This window comes from Rubellimicrobium rubrum (assembly GCF_006152115.1).
Lineage (GTDB): Bacteria > Pseudomonadota > Alphaproteobacteria > Rhodobacterales > Rhodobacteraceae > Rubellimicrobium > Rubellimicrobium rubrum.
The window spans coordinates 1-16,343 of sequence record NZ_VDFU01000032.1 but is presented as its reverse complement, the minus strand read 5'-3'; the positions used below and the strand labels follow the sequence as shown (position 1 = coordinate 16,343).

The following is a 16,343-nucleotide window of genomic DNA, read 5'->3' as shown; positions in this document are numbered from 1 at the left end:
TCAGCCTCCCACGCGTGCGGCGACGGCGCGATCCACCGCAGCCTCGTCGACCTGCCCACCCATCACGCGAAGGATTTCGCGCGCGGCATCGCGGGCGACCTCGGCCACGCTGGCCTGGGCTTGGGCCTGGATCTCGGCGACGGCACGGGCGCCCTGGGCGGCCCGAGCTTCGATCTGCGCGTCGGCTTGGGCCAGCGCGGTGTCGAGCTGGGCCTGGATCTCGTCGCGCGTCTGCTGGGCGATGCGGTTGGACTCGGCCCGAGCGTCGGATACGGCCTTGTCGTAGGCCGCCTGCGCGTCGCGCGCCTGGGTGCGCAGCGCTTCGGCAGCCGAAAGATCGCTGCTGATGGTCCCTTCGCGCGTCGCGAGGGTCGAGCCGATGCGCGGCAGGGCCATCTTGGTCAGAATGAAGTAGATCGCGACCAGCGCGACCACGGCCCAGAAGATCAGGTTGTCGAAATAGGCCGGCTGCAGGAGGGGGATCGGCCCCTCGCCGGACGGGACCGCAGTGCCGTGCGTGAGCTCGGCTTCAACGGCGTTGGCGTCGTGCTCCATCGGAGGCTCCCTGTGGCGCAAGCGAAGGCGGCGGGATGTGAACCCCGCCGCCGCTCAGGTCTGAAGGTCGCGGATCAGACTGCGAACAGCAGGAGCAGCGCCACGAGGAAGGCGAAGATGCCGAGCGCTTCAGCGAAGGCGAGGCCGATGAAGAGGGTCGCGGTCTGCGAGGCGGCCGCGGACGGGTTGCGGAGCGCGCCGCCCAAGTAGTTGGCAGCCACGTTGCCCACACCGACCGCCGCGATGCCCGAGCCGATGGCTGCTAGGCCGGCGCCCATGAACTGGCCGAGCTCTCCGATATTGCCTTCCATAGTCGTTCTCCTTGAGTGGGAAGGGTTGGTCCGTGGCCGTTAGTGGCCCGGATGCAGCGCGTCCTTGAGGTACACGCAGGTGAGGATGGTGAAGACGTAGGCCTGGATGCCCGCCACGAGGATCTCGATCCCGTAGATCGCGGCGACGCCCAGGATCGCAAAGGGGCTGATCGCGGCCACTTGGGCAAAGCCCGCAAAGACCTTGATCACGGTATGGCCCGCCATGACGTTCCCGGCGAGACGGATGGAATGGCTAACCGGGCGCACGAAGTAGGAGATGAGCTCGATCACCGCGATGATCGGGCGCAGGAACAGGGGCGCATCGGTCATCCAGAACAGGCCCAGGAATTTCTTGCCGTTCAGCATGAACCCCAGGACCGTCACGAACAGGAAGACTCCGAAGCCCAGCACGGCCGTGACGGCGATGTGCGAGGTCGCGGTAAAGGACATCGGCAGCAGGCCGAAGAAGTTCGTGAACAGGATGAACAGGAACAGCGTCAGGATCAGCGGGAAGAAGCGGCCCGCGTCATGGCCCGCCACGTCGTCCACCATCTTGCGGATGAAGGAGTAGACGAGTTCGGCCACCGACTGCGACCGGGTCGGGATGACCGAACGGCTGCGGGTGCTGACCACGAACAGAAGGAAGATGCCCAGCACGGCCAGCGCCATCCAGAGCGTGGCGTTGGTCAGAGCATAGAACGGCGGGTTGTAATCAGCGCCACCGCCCCCGAACAGCGGCGTCAGCGCGAACTGGTCGAGCGGGTGGAACGTCAGGCCGACCGCCTCATGTGCCGTTTCTTCCATCCTTGCCCTCCGACTCGCGGGCCGCCTCGGCCTCGCGCTTTTGTTGCAACTCTTGGGCCGAGCGGAGCATCGTCTTGACGCCGGCCGCCAGGCCCAGGAACAGGAACAGCACCAGGAAGATCGGCATCGTCCCTGCGAAGGAGTCGATGCCGTACCCGATGCTGGCGCCGATCATCAGACCGGCCACAAGCTCGATCACCATCCGCCAGGCGAGATTTGCCTGGGAATAGTGACTTTCCGTGTGGGAGGGCTCGGGCGTGCCACGGGCCCGCGCAAGCCGCTCCTCCAGCGCCTCGAGGCGTTGGTCTTCGGAACGGTCGTCGGGATCGGACATCGGCCCCCCTTCGGAAGTCGCAGGTCTGCTAGGCGAGCGGGAGAGCAGTGTCAAGCTAGGGTGAACATGGGCAAGCCCTTGTTTTTTCTTGCCTGCTTTGCGGATTGGCCTTGCAGGGCGGTTCACGGGCTCATTCAACGTAGCGGTTGAGCGTCAGGAGAGCTTCTCCGAGAAGGCTGCCGCCACTTGACGCCCCCTGCCCCACACCGAAGAGTCCATGGTCATGGCGCCTTCCCTGGACATCGTCTTCGCGGCCCTGGCCGATCCGACGCGCCGGGCGATCCTGTCCATGCTGCTGGAGGACGACATGGCCGTCTCCGACGTGGCCAGCGCCTTTCCCATGTCGCTGGCGGCGGTGTCCAAGCACCTCCAGGCGCTGGCCGAGGCGGGGCTGATCTCTCAGGAGAAGCGGGGACGCATCACCTGGTGCAAGCTCGAGCCCGATGCTCTGCGCGAAGGGAGCGTCTGGATGCAGGGCTTCGGGATGATGGAGGCGTTCGACCTGGATGCGTTCGAGCGTTTCCTGGAACGAGAACTGACGGACCCCGACGCTGCACGGCCGCCGGACTAGCGGCCTCCCCCGTTCTCGGGTCGCAGCAGGAGGAGCAGCGCCGCCCCTGTCATTCCCACGCCGACCAGCACCAGCGCCGGAGGCGGGGATGCACCGAAGCCCGCCTCCCAAAGGAGCACCCAGGCGGGCACCAGATAGGTGTAGGCCATGACCTTGGACGATGGCAGGCGAAGCGCCGCGAACTGTAGGAGGGTCATGGTCGCGGCCGATGCGAAGATCGCCACGTAGAGAAGCGTCACCCAAACGATGGCCGGCAAGGCGAGCCAGTCGGTGGCGAGGATGCGCGGCGCACCCAATACCGTCAGCAGCAGAGCGCCCGCGACCACGACACCCAGCGAGAACTCGGCCGCGCCCTCGCCCCGGTTCAGGCGGGCGACAAGCGGCGTGTAAAGCGCATGGGCCACGCAGCCCACGAAGTAGATGGCCTCTCCCCGCCCTAGATCGAGGGCCAGCAACGCCCCGAGATCCGCGCGGAAGATCACCCACAGCGCTCCGGCTCCGCCCAGCGACAGCGCCCCGGCGATCCGGCGCGAGAACCGCTGGCGCAACAGAACCCAGCCGAAACCCGCCGCGACTAATGGCGTAAGGGTGAAAACGGCCGAGGCCGCCACGGGGGGCGCGGTCTTCAGCCCTTCGAACATCAGGACGAAGTACACCGCGTAGAGGACGCCGAGCACGCCCTGCCTCCAGACCGCTCGCGGACGGCGTAGCCCCCCGGTCGCCGCCAGCCCCGCCCCGATCACCAGGCCCGCCACCCAGAACCTGAGCGCGGTGAAGGCGATCGGGTCTACGCGAGTTGCGATGCGGGCCCCCAGCGAGAAGGACCCTGCCACAAGGGCCGAAAAGACCAGCATGGCCAGATGCCCCTGCCCTTGGGAGCCGAGGCGCGCTTGGCCCCGCGCTGGGGCGCTGTGCAAAGGCTGTGGCACCGGACTCAGGCGTCCCACGCCTTGGAGCGTTCCTTGAGATGGGCGAGGATGGCCTGGACCTTGGGCGTGCGGTGCAGGTCCACATGGGTCACGAGCCAGAGCGGCACCTCCCAGCCCTCACGTGCTGGAAGCACCTCGCGCAAGCCGGCGCGACCGCGCTGGTCGAGCAGGGATACGAAACCCAGGCCCACGCCAGCCGCGATGGCATCGGTCTGCGAGCCGTCCTGGCCCACCCGGAACGTGACGCGCTCGCGCGGGACGAGTTCGCTGAGCCACTGGTTGAAGGGCGCTCGGACGAGCGCGTCGTCAAGGCCCACGAAGCTGTGCCGGGCCAGGTCCTCGGCCGACTGTGGCAGGCCGTTGCGCGCCAGATAGGCATCGGAGCCCACGAGCGAGAAGCGCAGCCGCATGAAGGGCTGCACCACGTTGTCGGGCTGCGAGGGCGGCGCGACACCCGCTCGGATCGCTACATGCGCTTCGCCATATTCCAGCCGGAACAGCCGTCCATCCGCGAGGTAGCGGACGAGCACGCCGGGATGGGCGGCCTGGAACTCGGCCAGGACAGGCGTGACATACGGCGAGAATCCCGCAAGCGAGGTCACCACGAGTTCGCCCGTGACGCCGCCGCCCTGATCGCGGATGCGCCCCACCAGTTGGGCGAAGCGGTCCTCGGCCTCCTCGGCCACCCGGAGCAGGTCGCGCCCGGCCTCGGTCGGCGTGTAGCCCCGGGCGTGGCGCTGGAACAGCTTGGCGCCGAGCCGCTGCTCCAGGGCATCGACATGGCGGATGACCGTGGCATGGTGCACGCCCAGAGCCTCGGCCGCCGCCGAGACGGTGCCCAGGCGCGCGACCTGGAAAGCCGTGCGGATCTCGTCCCAGCTCGTCATTGGACCCCCTGCCCTGCTTTGTGCAGCGGGCGGCATCCAAGGGCAACTCCCCCCGTTCCCCTTGACTTGCCGTCCGGTCGGGCGTATCGGCCCGCCGTCACCGGAATGCATCGCGCCTTCCGGTCCCCCCTCCGTGGGGGATCGCCGTCCGCCAGCGCAGATGCGCCCGCGGGCGCGATCGGTGTTTGGGTTTTCGGCGGTCCTGCCTATCTGGGGGACGGGACAAAGGAGAGGACGACCATGTTCGAGAATCTCGCGGACCGCCTGGGTGGCGTATTCGACCGTCTGACCCGGCAAGGCGCGCTGACCGAGGCCGACGTTCAAACCGCGATGCGCGAGGTCCGCACTGCCCTGCTCGAAGCCGACGTGTCGCTTCCCGTGGCGCGGGATTTCGTCAAGGCGGTCGAGAGGAAGGCCACTGGCCAAGCCGTGACCAAGTCGGTCACGCCCGGCCAGCAGGTCGTCAAGATTGTGCATGACGAGATGGTGCAGGTGCTGGCCGGCGACTCGGACCCAGGCCCTCTCAAGATCGACAGTCCTCCCGCACCCATCCTGATGGTCGGTCTGCAAGGCGGCGGAAAGACCACGACGACTGCCAAGCTCGCCAAGCGCCTCAAGGAGCGCGAGGGCAAGAAGGTGCTGATGGCGTCGCTGGACACCAACCGTCCGGCGGCCATGGAGCAGCTCGCGATTCTGGGCCAGCAGATCGGAGTGGACACCCTGCCCATCGTGCCGGGCGAGGACCCGGTGGCGATCGCGCGCCGCGCGAAGACGCAGGCGTCCCTGGGCGGCTACGATGTTTACATGCTCGACACCGCGGGCCGGCTCCACATCGACGAGGTCCTGATCCAACAGGCCGCTGATGTCCGCGACGTGGTCCGCCCGCGCGAGACGCTGCTCGTGGTGGACGGCCTGACGGGTCAGGTCGCGGTCGAGGTCGCCAAGGAGTTCGACGACAAGATCGGCGTGTCGGGCGTGGTCCTGACGCGGATGGACGGCGACGGGCGCGGCGGCGCGGCCCTGTCCATGCGTGCCGTCACCGGCAAGCCCATCCGCTTCGTGGGCTTGGGTGAAAAGCTCGACGCGCTGGAAACCTTCGACCCCGAGCGGGTCGCCGGGCGCATCCTGGGCATGGGCGACATCGTGGCCCTGGTCGAACGCGCCCAGCAGACCTTCGAGGCCGAGCAGGCCGAACGCATGATGAAGCGGTTCCAGAAGGGCCTCTTCAACATGAACGACCTGCGGATGCAGCTTGAACAGATGCAGAAGATGGGCGGCGTCGAGGCGCTGATGGGCATGATGCCCGGCATGAACAAGATGCAGAAGCAGGCCGCCGAGGCTGGGCTCGATGACAAGATGCTCCGCCGCCAGATCGCCCTGATCAACTCCATGACCAAGAAGGAGCGGGCGAACCCCGACCTTCTGCAGGCGTCGCGCAAGAAGCGCATTGCTGCGGGCGCGGGCCTTGAGGTGGCCGAGTTGAACAGGCTTCTCAAGCAGCATCGCCAGATGGCCGACATGATGAAGAAGCTGGGCTCCATGGGCAAAGGCGGCATGCTCAAGCAGGCCGTTCAGAAGATGTTCGGCAAGGGCGGCCCGTCGGAGGCCGACATGGCCGCCGCGCAGGACGCCATGGCACAGGGCAAGATGCCCCAGCTTCCCCAGGGCATGCAGTTGCCCAAGGGGTTCGGCGGCGCCAGTCCCTTTGGCGGCGGGGCCGGACTGCCGCAGGGCCTGTCCGGGCTGATGAAGAAGAAGTGACTGGTCCCGTCCTTCATACCGAGCGGCTGACGCTCCGCCGTCCCCAGCCGGGGGACTGGACGTCGTTCCACGACTTCATGATGTCGGACCGCGCAAGCGAGTTCGGCAGCCACCGGAACGTGGGCAAGGCATTTCGGTCCTTTGCGGCCGAGCTTGGGCATTGGGACATCTTCGGCTTTGGCATGTTCGCGGTGACCTACAAGGGCGAGGACCGGGCCGTGGCCCTGGTCGGCCCGTGGAACCCGCCCGACTGGCCCGAGCGCGAGCTGGGCTGGATGGTGCTGGACGCCGAGGCCGAGGGCCGGGGCATCGCGCGCGAGGCGGCCCAGGGCGCATTGCACCACATCTGGTCCGCGCTGAGATGGGATACGGTGGTCAGCTACATCGCCGAAGGAAACGCCCGGTCGGTGGCCTTGGCCCAGCGGCTGAGGGCCATGCTCGACCCGCAGGCGCAGGCCCCCGAAGCGCCGGGCAAGACGGTGCTGGTCTATCGGCATCCCCGTCCGGAGGCGCTCGCATGATCGCGCCGCACGAGATGCCACCGCAGCCCGGCCCTGCCGCTGACCTGGCGGAAAAACTGTGCGCGCTCGTCCCAGCGCTGGAGACCGAGCGGCTGCGGCTGCGCGCACCGACCCTTGCGGATTTTCCGGCCTGGGCCGAGATCCTGTGCAGCCCGCGTTCCGTCCACATGGACGGCCCCTACACGCGTGACGAAGCGTTCACCGAGTTCGCAGCGACGGTCGGCTCGTGGCTCTTGCGTGGGCATGGGCCCTGGACCATCGAGTCCCGCGCGTCAGGCGAAGTGCTGGGCTTCGTGTGCCTGAACATGGAACCGAGCGACCAAGAACCGGAACTGGGCTACTTCCTGCGCGAGGGCGCGGAAGGTCATGGCTTTGCTGCCGAAGCCACCTTCGCGGCACGCGCGCAGGGCTGGGCCTTGGGGCTTCCGTCGCTCGTCAGCTACATCGATCCGCCCAACGCGCGGTCGGTCGCCTTGGCCGAGCGGCTTGGTGCCCGGCGGGATCGGCAGGCCGAGGCCGCGCTGGCCGGGACCGGATCCGAGGGCGCCCTCGTCTACCGCCACCTCCGCCCCGAGATCGCGCCATGAACCAGCCCGACGCCACGCTTCACGCCTCCGCACTCCTCAGGGAGCACCGGGAAAGCATCGACCGTCTGGACGCGATCCTCGTCTTCACACTGGCGGAGCGGTTCAAGCACACGCAGGCCGTTGGCCGGCTCAAGGCCGCCCATGGGCTCCCCCCTTCGGACCCCGCCCGGGAAAAGGCGCAAATCGCCCGCCTGGTGGAACTGTCCGAGAAGGCCGACCTCGACCCCGAGTTCGCCCAGAAGTTCCTGGCCTTCATCATCCAGGAAGTCATCAAGCACCACGAACGCCATCAAAGCTGAAGGAACAGAACAATGGCCATGAAGATCCGGCTCGCCCGCGGCGGCTCCAAGAAGCGCCCCTACTATTCGATCGTCGCTGCCGACTCGCGGATGCCCCGCGACGGCCGCTTCATCGAGAAGTTGGGCACCTACGCCCCCCTCCTGCCCAAGGACAGCGAGGATCGCGTGAAGATGGACATGGAGCGCATCCAGCACTGGCTGTCGCAGGGCGCCCAGCCCACCGACCGCGTGCAGCGCATGCTGGAAGCCGCCGGCGTCCTGCCGAAGACCGAGCGGTCCAACCTCAAGAAGGGTGAGCCCGGCAAGGCCTCCAAGGACCGTGCCGAGAAGAAGGCCGCCCGCGCCGTCGCGACCGAGTAAGACGGGCTCATGAGCGACGATCGCATCGTCGTGGGCAACCTCGCCGGGGCCTTTGGGGTCCGCGGCGAGGTGCGCCTCAAGAGCTTCTGCGCGGAGCCCGTCGACATCGCGGGCTACGTGCCGCTTTACGGCCCCGATGGACGGGTCTTCCCTTCCATCGAGATCATGGGTCAGACTCAGGGCTCCCTCATCGCCCGCGTCGAGGGGATCTCGACCAAGGAGGATGCCGACGCGCTCAAGGGCGTGCCGCTCCTGGTGGATCGGGCGCGGCTTCCGACGCTGCCGCCGGATGAATTCTACCATGCCGACCTGATCGGGCTGCCGGTTCAGGACGCGGGCGGCACGCGGATCGGCACCGTCCGCGCCGTGCTGAACCACGGAGCCGGCGACATCCTGGAGGTCGCAGGCCCCAAGGGGCAGACCGTCCTCCTGCCCTTCACCCAGGCCGTGGTCCCGCTCGTGGATATCGCGGCGGGCCGGATCGTGGCTGACCCGCCTCAGGGGAGCGTGTAGGCTTTGGTCAGGAACGGCGTGGCCGCCCGCTGCGTTCGTTCCAACATCGACCGAAGGGAACGTTCGCCATGGGCCAAAAGGCCAAGAAGATCGTGCCGAAGAAGATCGGCAAAGTTAAGATTCCGAAAAGGCTCCGCAAGACTGTCAACAAGGCCCTGGCCAATCCAAGGGCCAATGAGGCGGTGACGGCCGCGTTGCTGGCCGTCGGGACGGCGCTGGCCAAGAAGACCTTCGGCCAGGGCGCGGCCGGACACGGCACGACGCCCGACGCCGATGGGGCGAAACCCCATGCAGCCAAATCCGCCGACACCGTGGCCGACCTCGGCACCCTGGTGGCGGGCGCGGCGGGCGAAGCCGTGCGTGGCGTGGCCGGAGCGGTGACACGGATCGTCGAGGAAGCGGTGGATACGATCCGGCGCGATTTCGGGCCCGGACGCGCCGCGGGCGCCGCTGGACCTGAGGCAGCCTCGGTCCCCCAGCCGCCTCATGCCGAGGATACCGAAGCCGGTGCCCAGTCAGAGCCGGTGGTCGGTCCGGAAGCCGGTGCGACCGACCATCCGCCGAGCCCCTCCCCAAGCGAGGCAGAGCCGGCCGTCAAGGTGGATGGAGACGACTCCTTTGGCGACGGTGACGACAACGAGGATCCGTTCGACGGCAACGACAGCGGCAAGACCGGCCCGATGAGCGGCGTCGGGCCCTGAGGACCGGCCCGAATCACCCGGACCCATGCTCGTGAATCACCGGCCCGCTTCGCGCGTTCGCCAGCGGGCCGGAGCCAGGGGCGCGCTGGCGGAAGACAAGGCAGACCCATGATCGGTTGGATCCTCACCCTTCTGGTCGTTGCGGCCATCGCCGGCCTGCTCGGGATGCATCGCGTCCAAGGCGCGGCGCTGACGGCGGCCAAGTGGCTGGCCATCATCGTCCTGATCCTGTTCCTTCTGGTGCTGTTCGGGATCATCGCCCTGGTCTGACCTTCGCCGGATGGCTGGTCTCGGGCCGCGCTTGCGCCTAGAAGCGCGGCCATGAGCGATGTCCCCTCCCGCCCTGCCCGCGCCGTCGGGCGCAAGTCCATCCGCCCCTCGGCCGTTCCGCGCGACCTGATGGCCGACGAGGAATTGGCAGGCGTTTGGACCGCGCAGGTCATCACCCTTCTCCCCGAGGCGTTTCCGGGTGTGCTGGGGTTGTCGCTGACCGGCAAGGCTCTCAAGGAAGGGTTCTGGGCGCTCCGTACGATCAATCTTCGGGATTTCGGCGAAGGCCGTCACCGCAACGTGGACGACACCCCGGCCGGCGGGGGCGCGGGCATGGTGCTGCGCGCGGATATCGGAGCCAGAGCGCTGGAAGAGGCGATCGCGCGGGCGCGCGGCGATGTGCCCCGTTTGCTGCTGTCGCCGCGCGGGCGGCGCTTCGATCAGGCGATGGCGCGCGACCTCGCTTCGCGCGATGGCGCGATCCTGTTCTGCGGGCGCTTCGAGGGTGTGGACGAGCGGTTGATCGAGCAGTTCGGCTTGTCCGAGGTGTCCCTTGGGGATTTCGTGATGACCGGGGGCGAGATCGCGGCGCAGGCCTTGATTGACGCAACGGTTCGGCTTATGCCGCGCGTGCTCGGGAATCAACATTCGGCCGAGGAGGAGAGCTTTTCCTCCGGTCTTCTGGAATACCCGCAGTACACGAAGCCGGCCGTCTGGGAAGGACGCGCGATCCCCGAAGTGCTTCTATCGGGACATCACGCGAAGATCACCTCCTGGCGACAGGCCGAGGCCGAAAGGCTGACCAAGGAACGGCGACCTGATCTCTGGCGGGCCCACCTAGCAACGCTGGGGCGCCCGGAGGAAGACCGAGAGCTCTGAGGCCGCGAGAGACCTCCGGGGGTTCACCCTGGGCAACCAAAGGAGGGTCCGATGGACCTCATCGCGCAACTGGAGGCCGAACAGATCGCCTCCCTCGGGAAGTCGATTCCCGATTTCAAGGCCGGCGACACCGTCCGCGTCGGCTACAAGGTGACCGAAGGCACGCGCACCCGCGTGCAGATGTACGAAGGCGTTTGCATCAGCCGCAAGCACGGCTCGGGCATCGCCGGTTCGTTCACCGTCCGCAAGATTTCCTTCGGCGAAGGCGTGGAGCGGGTGTTCCCCCTCTACTCCACCAACATCGACTCGATCACCGTGGTCCGCCGCGGCAAGGTCCGTCGCGCCAAGCTCTATTATCTGCGCGATCGTCGCGGCAAGTCCGCCCGCATCGCCGAGGTCACCAACTACAAGGCGAAGGAGGACTCCAAGTGAGGTCCGGCATCCATCCCGAATACCACCTCATCGACGTGCGCATGACCGATGGCACGATGATCCAGATGAAGACCACCTGGGGCAAGGAAGGCGACACGATGAACCTCGAGATCGACCCGCTGTCGCACCCGGCCTGGACGGGCGGCGGCACGCGCCTGCTTGACACCGGGGGCCGCGTCTCCAAGTTCAAGAACAAGTACGCCGGCCTGGGCTTCTGAGCCTTCTCTGCTAGCGATGCAAAGACGCCGCGCCTCGGACCCGAGGCGCGGCGTTTTCATTTGGCAATCTGCGTTGCAGGGCTTTCCGGGGCCGATGATCCAAGGTGGCTTGAGCTGCCTCGCAAAGGTCGGCCTTCAATGGGATCGGAACCTGCGGCAGCGCCATCAAGGCCGCCGCAGGCTTTCCCGAGATCAAGCCGCTTTGGGCTTGCCGCGCGGGCCCGAGCGGCGGGGCTTCTGCCCTGCGGGCTTGCCAGCCGAGGCAGCGCCACCGGCTTGGGCGGGGCGGCGGGAGGAATTCGCTCCCGGACGGCCCTGCCCCTGGCGGGGCTTGTTCGCCGGCCTCGCGCCGGAACGGGCCGCCGACTCGGGCACGCCTTCCCACGGGGCGCCGGAGGCAACCGGGATGCGGGCCTTCATCGCCTTTTCGATGTCGCGCAATTCACCCATCTCGTCGGGCGCGCAGAAGGCGATTGCCGTGCCATTGGCGCCAGCCCGTGCCGTGCGGCCGATACGGTGGACGTAGTTCTCGGGCACGTTCGGAAGGTCGTAGTTGTAGACATGCCGGATGCTCGGGATATCGATCCCACGCGCTGCCACGTCGGTCGCCACAAGAACCCGCACCTCCCCCTCGCGGAAGGCGGCAATGGCGCGGTCGCGCTGGCCCTGGCTCTTGTTGCCGTGGATCGCCGCAACGGCGTACCCTGCATTTTCAAGCTGGCGTGCCAACTTCTCCGAGCCGTGCTTGGTCCGGCCAAAGACGATGGCCAGCTCGTCACGATGCTTGTCGAGAAGCTCGATCAGCAGATCGGTTTTCGCGGCCTTGGCGACGAAGTGGATGTACTGGTCGATCTTCGCGACCGCCTGCCCGGGCGGGTTGACCTGCACGCGCACCGGATCGGTCAGGAAGGCCGCTGCGATCTCCTCCATCTGCTTGGGCATGGTGGCGGAGAACAGCATCGTCTGACGTGCCTTGGGCAGCAGCGTCGCGATGCGGCGAAGCGAGTGGATGAAACCCAGGTCGAGCATCTGGTCGGCCTCGTCCAAAACCAGGAACTCGGTCTTGGACAGATCCACCGACCGCCGGTCGAGAAGGTCGACCAGGCGGCCGGGCGTCGCCACAAGGATCGCGACGCCGCGCGACATCCGCTCGATCTGCGGCGTGAAGCCCACGCCGCCGGTGATGAGCGCGAGCTTGAGGTGCGAGCCTTGGGCAAAGGTCGCGAGCGTGTCGTGGATCTGCCGCGCCAGTTCCCGCGTGGGAGCGAGGATCAGCGCCCGCGGCGTCTTGGGCTCGGCCTTGCGGCCGTTCTTCATCAGCGCATCCAGCATGGGCAGGCCAAAGGCCGCAGTCTTGCCCGAGCCGGTCTGGGCCAGGCCCATCACATCCCGCCCGGCCAGGGCGTGCGGGATGGCTTCGGTCTGGATCGGAGTCGGATCGGTGATGCCCTGTTCGTTCAGGGCGTTGATGAGGCGGGGCGAAAGCCCCAGCGAGTCGAATTGCATAGGTATCCTGTCATGGACCATGACGGCCCGAATGGTCCCCCATCCCGGCCTGACAAGGCCCGGGCGACGAGGGGTGGCAGCCGATGCGCTGATCCAGGGGCGGCATTGCCCTAGGACCGTCACGGCGCGGCTTCCCCTGCGTGAAGGTGGGAACCTGAACACCGCCCTCCTTGCGCCCATCGGGGCGCCCTGCTCACGCGGCAGGGATTGCGGTCAGAGGCATGTGGGCCCCCTTGCCGCTAAAGTCAAGCGCGGACTGGCCTTCATTGCCGCATCCAGCCTGTCGGATGAGCCGGTGATTGGATGCAGTTTTGACGCGCCAGACCGGGGACTTAGGGGCTGATCCGCGCAGAACGCTTGTCTTGGACCAGCCTGTCGGGCTTCATGCCTCGGAGGGTTGCCAAGTGGAGACTGGATCATGACCATCACCAGCGGCCCGACGGCCAATCCGGGGCTCGCGCCGTTCGGATCGCAGGGCGGTCGGTCCCACCTCATCGCAGGGACCCGGATCGTCGGTGACATCAGCGCCCCTGGGCTTCTGGAAATCCAGGGCGAGGTGGAGGGCCGCGTGCTCGCCGACTCCGTCGTGATCGAGGAACGTGGCACCGTCGATGGAGAGGTGCAGGCTGCCGCCATTGGCGTCAAGGGCACGTTCAACGGCCACTTGGCCGGTGGCGCGGTCCGCATCCATGCTACAGCGCGTCTCTCCGGCACGATCTGTTATGATAGCCTCCACATCGAGAGCGGGTCCGACATCACCGCGACCTTTGAACGCGTTCGACGCGGCGAAGCCGAACCGGCCTGAGGCTTTCAGATCTTTCGACCATGCAGACACGCCCAAGACCCCGCTTTCGTGCGGCGGGGTCCATCGACGATCCTTTTTATCCGTCCAACTGCTCTTAATGGGCGTCGGCGGCCCGGGCTGCGTTGCGGACCTCGTCCTCGGATACCGTGCCGGCGCCATTGAAGAAGGCGTTCAGCGCCACCGCCGCAATCGAGGCGAGCAGGATTCCCGAGTCGATGAGTGGGTGGATCGCGTGGGGCATCCACATCTTGAAGTCGGGTGCGATGAGCGGGATCATCCCGAACCCCAGGGAGATCGCCACGACGAAGAGGTTGAAGCGGTTCGCCTTGAAGTCCACGCCGGACAGGATCCGAACGCCCGTGGCCGCGACCATGCCGAACATCACGAGGCCGGCGCCGCCCAGGACCGCCACGGGCAGCGACTCCACCAACGCCGCCATCTTGGGGATCAGGCCCAGCACGACCAAAATAGCGCCCCCGGCCACGCAGACGAAGCGCGAGCGGACCCCCGTGACGCCCACCAGACCCACGTTCTGGCTGAACGAGGTGTAGGGGAAGGTGTTGAAGATGCCTCCGATCAGCGTGCCCAGGCCATCTGTCCGCAAGCCCGCCGACAGCGATCTCCGGTCGATCCTGCGGCCGCACATCTCGCCGAGGGCCAGGAACATACCGGTGGATTCGATCATCACGACGATCATCACCAGCGTCATGGTGAGGATCAGGATTGGATCGAAGATCGGCATCCCGAAATGGAAGGGCGTGACGACTTCGAACCAGCCCGCCTGCGCGACCTTGTCGAAGGACATCCGACCGAGCAGAGCCGCGACGACGCCGCCGACCACGATCCCGGCCAGGACGGCGATGTTGGCCAGGAATCCCCTGGCGTAGCGGGCGATCAGCAGGACTGTCACCAAGACGATCCCCGAGATCATTATGTTCGCAGGCGCGGCGTAGACCGGGTTCGACACTGTCGGCGCCAGCGCCAGGCCCTGTGGGATGTCGGGAACCCGCGCCTCGGCCCCAAGCGCCTTGACGGCCTCAAGCCAGGCGGCGTGGTCGGGGTTCACCATCCTCGGCGCGCTCGGGCCGACCGGGTTGCCAAAGATCCAATTGATGCCGATCCGCATCAGCGACACGCCGATCACCAGGATGATCGTGCCGGTGACCACCGGCGGAAAGAACCGCAGCATCCGGCTGACTAGGGGCGCGATCAGGATGCCGATGATCCCTGCCCCGATGATGGAGCCGAAGATCAGCCGCGCGCCCTCGGTCCCGGGGTTGGCGACGGCAATCGAGACCATCGGCCCTACCGAGGCGAAGGTCACGCCCATCATCACCGGCAGGCGAATCCCGAACCAGGGCGAGGCGCCGAGCGACTGGATGATCGAAACGATACCGCAGACGAACAGGTCCGCGGCGATCAGGAACGCCACGTCCTGCGGCTCAAGCCCCAGCGCCCGTCCCACGATCAGGGGCACCGCCACCGCCCCCGCATACATCACCAGCACATGCTGGAGGCCCAGAGTGATCAGCTTGCCTGTCGGGAGGACCTCATCCACCTGGTCCCGCGAGCCCCCGCCGTAGCCCTCGAACGTTGTCGTCATCCCTGTTCCTCTTTTCATGGAGTCGATGCCTGTCATCAGGTCTCGTCGTCTCGGCGCCCCAGAGCCGTCATGCCGGCCAGGACCATCGTGGTCAGGAGTGACCCTCCCTGTCCGCAACGCTGCTACGATCCGGGCAGATCGGTGCCCGTCGCTGTGATCCGGCCCTACTTCAACTCCGCTCGCGGGCAATCTCACTCCTTTGCGAGCGGCCCTTGTCGTACCGGTTCGACGCACATTACCGCGTGGGTGCCTTCGTCCGCGCCCGAACCTTGGCTTGGGCTGCGCAAAGTCCGGGCGGTGTTGCAAGATCACGCATGGACGCCAGGCCGCCCGTCCCAGGCACCCGGATGTCAGCGGCCGAGGAGCCTAGCAAAGAAAACGATGCTCATCGTGGTGCCAACCAGGATGACCAGTCCCCGCATCACCGGCCTGGGAAGGGCACGGGCCAGCGGCGCCCCAGCGTAACCGCCGACCGTGGCGGCCACCATCATCAGCGCGGCTTGTGGCCATGCCACCAGACCCGCCAGCGCAAAGATCACGACCGAGATGGCGGACAGGAGAAAGGACAGGCCGTTCTTGAGCCCGTTCATCTGGTCGATGTCGCGCATGCCCTGCAGCGCGAAGAGGGCGAGCAGCACGATCCCGAGCCCGCCGTTGAAGTAGCCGCCATAAACGGCCACCACGACGGTCCCGATGGGATTGTCCAGCGACAGCGCCGAGTGGCCGCTGGCCCAAGCCTGGATGCGCCCACCAAAGGCAAAGGCCAGGGTTGCGAAGGCCAGAAGGAACGGCACCACGACCGCGAACGCCTCGTTCGAAGACACCAGCAGCAGCAAGGAGCCGGCCAGCCCGCCGACAAGGGTCGCTCCACCCGCCCTGAGCAGAAGGCCACGATCGAGCGCCCGCAACTCCTGCCGGAATCCCACCGCTCCCGCGAGATAACCCGGAAAGACAGCGACTGCACTGGTGGCGTTGGCAGAAACAGGGGGCAGTCCGGCATAGACCAGGGCCGGGAAGGTCAGGAACGTGCCACCCCCGGCCACGGTGTTGAGAACGCCGGCCAGAAAGGCACTCAGGACAAGAATGAGGAGATCATGCATGGCGTTCAGGCCTCCTCGAAACGGTGCGGGCGCCGCGATGCAGCGGCAACGGAGGGGAGGATCCTCCCGGGATCATACCCTGGCGCTTTGGAGTGGCACCATCCTAAGTCGCGAAAGGAAAGGACCAAGCTGTGGCGACATACATCAGTGACGAGTTGCAGCACAGGGAGGAACTTCCACCACGTGAGACATGGCCGAGAGTTCACTGAAATCCAGTACCCTCCATGCGCGCTCATTCCCTTCAAATCCCACATAATGACGTCTGGATGGCTGTCGGCCGTAAAACATTCGGAAACCGGGCATTGGCATGGTGCTCCCAACCTTAGCGTAGAGGATGCACTCCCTTGCCAACCGACACCGAAAACGGCGACCAGACTACCCCGAACGAGCCCTCGTC

Annotated in this window: 22 protein-coding genes; 13 read left to right on the top strand and 9 right to left on the bottom strand. The window is 67.0% G+C overall.

The genetic code is table 11. The features are described 5' to 3' along the window. The 4 genes from FHG66_RS18105 to FHG66_RS18090 all read right to left on the bottom strand — a co-directional run bounded on the left by FHG66_RS18105 (window position 1) and on the right by FHG66_RS18090 (window position 2,004). Window positions 1-555, bottom strand: a complete 555-nt coding sequence (locus FHG66_RS18105) for a F0F1 ATP synthase subunit B' (RefSeq protein ID WP_139078459.1) — start codon at window positions 553-555, stop codon at window positions 1-3. Window positions 556-629: 74 nt separating this feature from the next. Beyond that, window positions 630-866, bottom strand: a complete 237-nt coding sequence (locus FHG66_RS18100) for a F0F1 ATP synthase subunit C (RefSeq protein ID WP_139078458.1) — start codon at window positions 864-866, stop codon at window positions 630-632. Between the two features lie 39 nt (window positions 867-905). After that, window positions 906-1,670 carry a F0F1 ATP synthase subunit A gene (locus FHG66_RS18095; RefSeq protein ID WP_139078457.1) on the bottom strand — a complete coding sequence of 255 codons (765 nt, stop codon included), beginning with the start codon at window positions 1,668-1,670 and terminating at the stop codon, window positions 906-908. After that, on the bottom strand, window positions 1,651-2,004 hold the full coding sequence (locus tag FHG66_RS18090) for an AtpZ/AtpI family protein (protein ID WP_139078456.1): 354 nt from the start codon (window positions 2,002-2,004) through the stop codon (window positions 1,651-1,653). The genes FHG66_RS18095 and FHG66_RS18090 overlap by 20 nt, the downstream gene beginning before the upstream one ends. 223 nt (window positions 2,005-2,227) lie before the next feature. Here FHG66_RS18090 and FHG66_RS18085 point away from each other — a divergent pair, with 223 nt between their 5' ends. Further along, on the top strand, window positions 2,228-2,575 hold the full coding sequence (locus FHG66_RS18085; RefSeq protein WP_139078455.1) for an ArsR/SmtB family transcription factor: 348 nt from the start codon (window positions 2,228-2,230) through the stop codon (window positions 2,573-2,575). On the opposite strand, the gene FHG66_RS18080 is transcribed toward FHG66_RS18085, so the two are convergent. Continuing rightward, entirely contained in the window at window positions 2,572-3,429 is an 858-nt protein-coding gene (locus tag FHG66_RS18080; RefSeq protein WP_139078454.1) for a DMT family transporter, read from the bottom strand. The genes FHG66_RS18085 and FHG66_RS18080 overlap by 4 nt on opposite strands. Window positions 3,430-3,509: 80 nt before the next feature. Further along, window positions 3,510-4,391, bottom strand: coding sequence for a LysR family transcriptional regulator (locus tag FHG66_RS18075; RefSeq protein WP_139078453.1), 882 nt, complete (start codon window positions 4,389-4,391; stop codon window positions 3,510-3,512). A gap of 240 nt (window positions 4,392-4,631) precedes the next feature. On the opposite strand from FHG66_RS18075, the gene ffh reads away from it, so the two are divergent. The 11 genes from ffh (at window position 4,632) to rpmE (ending at window position 10,932) form a co-directional block, all read left to right on the top strand. Further along, window positions 4,632-6,152 carry a signal recognition particle protein gene (ffh, locus tag FHG66_RS18070; protein WP_139078452.1) on the top strand — a complete coding sequence of 507 codons (1,521 nt, stop codon included), beginning with the start codon at window positions 4,632-4,634 and terminating at the stop codon, window positions 6,150-6,152. Then, window positions 6,149-6,673 (top strand): GNAT family N-acetyltransferase, encoded by a 525-nt coding sequence (locus FHG66_RS18065; RefSeq protein ID WP_139078451.1) that lies wholly within the window; start codon window positions 6,149-6,151, stop codon window positions 6,671-6,673. The genes ffh and FHG66_RS18065 overlap by 4 nt, the downstream gene beginning before the upstream one ends. Further along, window positions 6,670-7,260 (top strand): GNAT family N-acetyltransferase, encoded by a 591-nt coding sequence (locus FHG66_RS18060; RefSeq protein WP_246082674.1) that lies wholly within the window; start codon window positions 6,670-6,672, stop codon window positions 7,258-7,260. Before FHG66_RS18065 ends, FHG66_RS18060 begins: the two co-directional genes overlap by 4 nt. Then, window positions 7,257-7,559: a chorismate mutase gene (locus FHG66_RS18055; RefSeq protein WP_139078450.1), complete on the top strand. Its 303-nt coding sequence runs from the start codon at window positions 7,257-7,259 to the stop codon at window positions 7,557-7,559. The genes FHG66_RS18060 and FHG66_RS18055 overlap by 4 nt, the downstream gene beginning before the upstream one ends. 12 nt (window positions 7,560-7,571) lie before the next feature. After that, a complete protein-coding gene (gene rpsP / locus FHG66_RS18050) occupies window positions 7,572-7,919 on the top strand; it encodes a 30S ribosomal protein S16 (RefSeq protein WP_139078449.1) in 348 nt (115 codons plus the stop codon). Window positions 7,920-7,928: 9 nt separating this feature from the next. Beyond that, window positions 7,929-8,432, top strand: a complete 504-nt coding sequence (gene rimM / locus FHG66_RS18045) for a ribosome maturation factor RimM (protein WP_139078448.1) — start codon at window positions 7,929-7,931, stop codon at window positions 8,430-8,432. Between the two features lie 68 nt (window positions 8,433-8,500). Beyond that, complete coding sequence (locus tag FHG66_RS18040) at window positions 8,501-9,133, top strand: hypothetical protein (protein WP_139078447.1); 633 nt, start codon at window positions 8,501-8,503, stop codon at window positions 9,131-9,133. 108 nt (window positions 9,134-9,241) lie between these two features. After that, window positions 9,242-9,403 carry a DUF1328 family protein gene (locus FHG66_RS18035; protein ID WP_139078446.1) on the top strand — a complete coding sequence of 54 codons (162 nt, stop codon included), beginning with the start codon at window positions 9,242-9,244 and terminating at the stop codon, window positions 9,401-9,403. Between the two features lie 51 nt (window positions 9,404-9,454). Further along, window positions 9,455-10,282 carry a tRNA (guanosine(37)-N1)-methyltransferase TrmD gene (gene trmD / locus FHG66_RS18030; protein WP_139078445.1) on the top strand — a complete coding sequence of 276 codons (828 nt, stop codon included), beginning with the start codon at window positions 9,455-9,457 and terminating at the stop codon, window positions 10,280-10,282. Window positions 10,283-10,333: 51 nt separating this feature from the next. Then, entirely contained in the window at window positions 10,334-10,714 is a 381-nt protein-coding gene (gene rplS / locus FHG66_RS18025; RefSeq protein WP_139078444.1) for a 50S ribosomal protein L19, read from the top strand. Beyond that, complete coding sequence (gene rpmE / locus FHG66_RS18020) at window positions 10,711-10,932, top strand: 50S ribosomal protein L31 (RefSeq protein WP_139078443.1); 222 nt, start codon at window positions 10,711-10,713, stop codon at window positions 10,930-10,932. Before rplS ends, rpmE begins: the two co-directional genes overlap by 4 nt. Before the next feature lie 192 nt (window positions 10,933-11,124). Here the strand turns inward: rpmE and FHG66_RS18015 are convergent, their stop codons facing one another. Beyond that, on the bottom strand, window positions 11,125-12,438 hold the full coding sequence (locus FHG66_RS18015) for a DEAD/DEAH box helicase (RefSeq protein ID WP_139078442.1): 1,314 nt from the start codon (window positions 12,436-12,438) through the stop codon (window positions 11,125-11,127). Between the two features lie 418 nt (window positions 12,439-12,856). Between FHG66_RS18015 and FHG66_RS18010 the strand changes: the two genes are divergently transcribed. Beyond that, window positions 12,857-13,243 (top strand): bactofilin family protein, encoded by a 387-nt coding sequence (locus FHG66_RS18010; protein WP_139078441.1) that lies wholly within the window; start codon window positions 12,857-12,859, stop codon window positions 13,241-13,243. Window positions 13,244-13,337: 94 nt separating this feature from the next. Here the strand turns inward: FHG66_RS18010 and FHG66_RS18005 are convergent, their stop codons facing one another. Further along, window positions 13,338-14,846: a nucleobase:cation symporter-2 family protein gene (locus FHG66_RS18005; protein ID WP_139078440.1), complete on the bottom strand. Its 1,509-nt coding sequence runs from the start codon at window positions 14,844-14,846 to the stop codon at window positions 13,338-13,340. A 350-nt stretch (window positions 14,847-15,196) separates the two neighbouring features. Beyond that, window positions 15,197-15,946 (bottom strand): sulfite exporter TauE/SafE family protein, encoded by a 750-nt coding sequence (locus FHG66_RS18000; protein WP_139078439.1) that lies wholly within the window; start codon window positions 15,944-15,946, stop codon window positions 15,197-15,199. Between the last annotated feature and the right edge of the window lie 397 nt (window positions 15,947-16,343).

Bases quoted from the DNA above. Each gene is read 5' to 3' on its own strand.
- FHG66_RS18105 (WP_139078459.1), bottom strand. From the start codon at position 555: ATGGAGCACGACGCCAACGCCGTTGAAGCCGAGCTCACGCACGGCACT.
- FHG66_RS18100 (WP_139078458.1), bottom strand. From the start codon at position 866: ATGGAAGGCAATATCGGAGAGCTCGGCCAGTTCATGGGCGCCGGCCTA.
- FHG66_RS18095 (WP_139078457.1), bottom strand. From the start codon at position 1,670: ATGGAAGAAACGGCACATGAGGCGGTCGGCCTGACGTTCCACCCGCTC.
- FHG66_RS18090 (WP_139078456.1), bottom strand. From the start codon at position 2,004: ATGTCCGATCCCGACGACCGTTCCGAAGACCAACGCCTCGAGGCGCTG.
- FHG66_RS18085 (WP_139078455.1), top strand. From the start codon at position 2,228: ATGGCGCCTTCCCTGGACATCGTCTTCGCGGCCCTGGCCGATCCGACG.
- FHG66_RS18080 (WP_139078454.1), bottom strand. From the start codon at position 3,429: ATGCTGGTCTTTTCGGCCCTTGTGGCAGGGTCCTTCTCGCTGGGGGCC.
- FHG66_RS18075 (WP_139078453.1), bottom strand. From the start codon at position 4,391: ATGACGAGCTGGGACGAGATCCGCACGGCTTTCCAGGTCGCGCGCCTG.
- ffh (WP_139078452.1), top strand. From the start codon at position 4,632: ATGTTCGAGAATCTCGCGGACCGCCTGGGTGGCGTATTCGACCGTCTG.
- FHG66_RS18060 (WP_246082674.1), top strand. From the start codon at position 6,670: ATGATCGCGCCGCACGAGATGCCACCGCAGCCCGGCCCTGCCGCTGAC.
- FHG66_RS18055 (WP_139078450.1), top strand. From the start codon at position 7,257: ATGAACCAGCCCGACGCCACGCTTCACGCCTCCGCACTCCTCAGGGAG.
- rpsP (WP_139078449.1), top strand. From the start codon at position 7,572: ATGGCCATGAAGATCCGGCTCGCCCGCGGCGGCTCCAAGAAGCGCCCC.
- rimM (WP_139078448.1), top strand. From the start codon at position 7,929: ATGAGCGACGATCGCATCGTCGTGGGCAACCTCGCCGGGGCCTTTGGG.
- FHG66_RS18040 (WP_139078447.1), top strand. From the start codon at position 8,501: ATGGGCCAAAAGGCCAAGAAGATCGTGCCGAAGAAGATCGGCAAAGTT.
- FHG66_RS18035 (WP_139078446.1), top strand. From the start codon at position 9,242: ATGATCGGTTGGATCCTCACCCTTCTGGTCGTTGCGGCCATCGCCGGC.
- trmD (WP_139078445.1), top strand. From the start codon at position 9,455: ATGAGCGATGTCCCCTCCCGCCCTGCCCGCGCCGTCGGGCGCAAGTCC.
- rplS (WP_139078444.1), top strand. From the start codon at position 10,334: ATGGACCTCATCGCGCAACTGGAGGCCGAACAGATCGCCTCCCTCGGG.
- FHG66_RS18015 (WP_139078442.1), bottom strand. From the start codon at position 12,438: ATGCAATTCGACTCGCTGGGGCTTTCGCCCCGCCTCATCAACGCCCTG.
- FHG66_RS18010 (WP_139078441.1), top strand. From the start codon at position 12,857: ATGACCATCACCAGCGGCCCGACGGCCAATCCGGGGCTCGCGCCGTTC.
- FHG66_RS18005 (WP_139078440.1), bottom strand. From the start codon at position 14,846: ATGACGACAACGTTCGAGGGCTACGGCGGGGGCTCGCGGGACCAGGTG.
- FHG66_RS18000 (WP_139078439.1), bottom strand. From the start codon at position 15,946: ATGCATGATCTCCTCATTCTTGTCCTGAGTGCCTTTCTGGCCGGCGTT.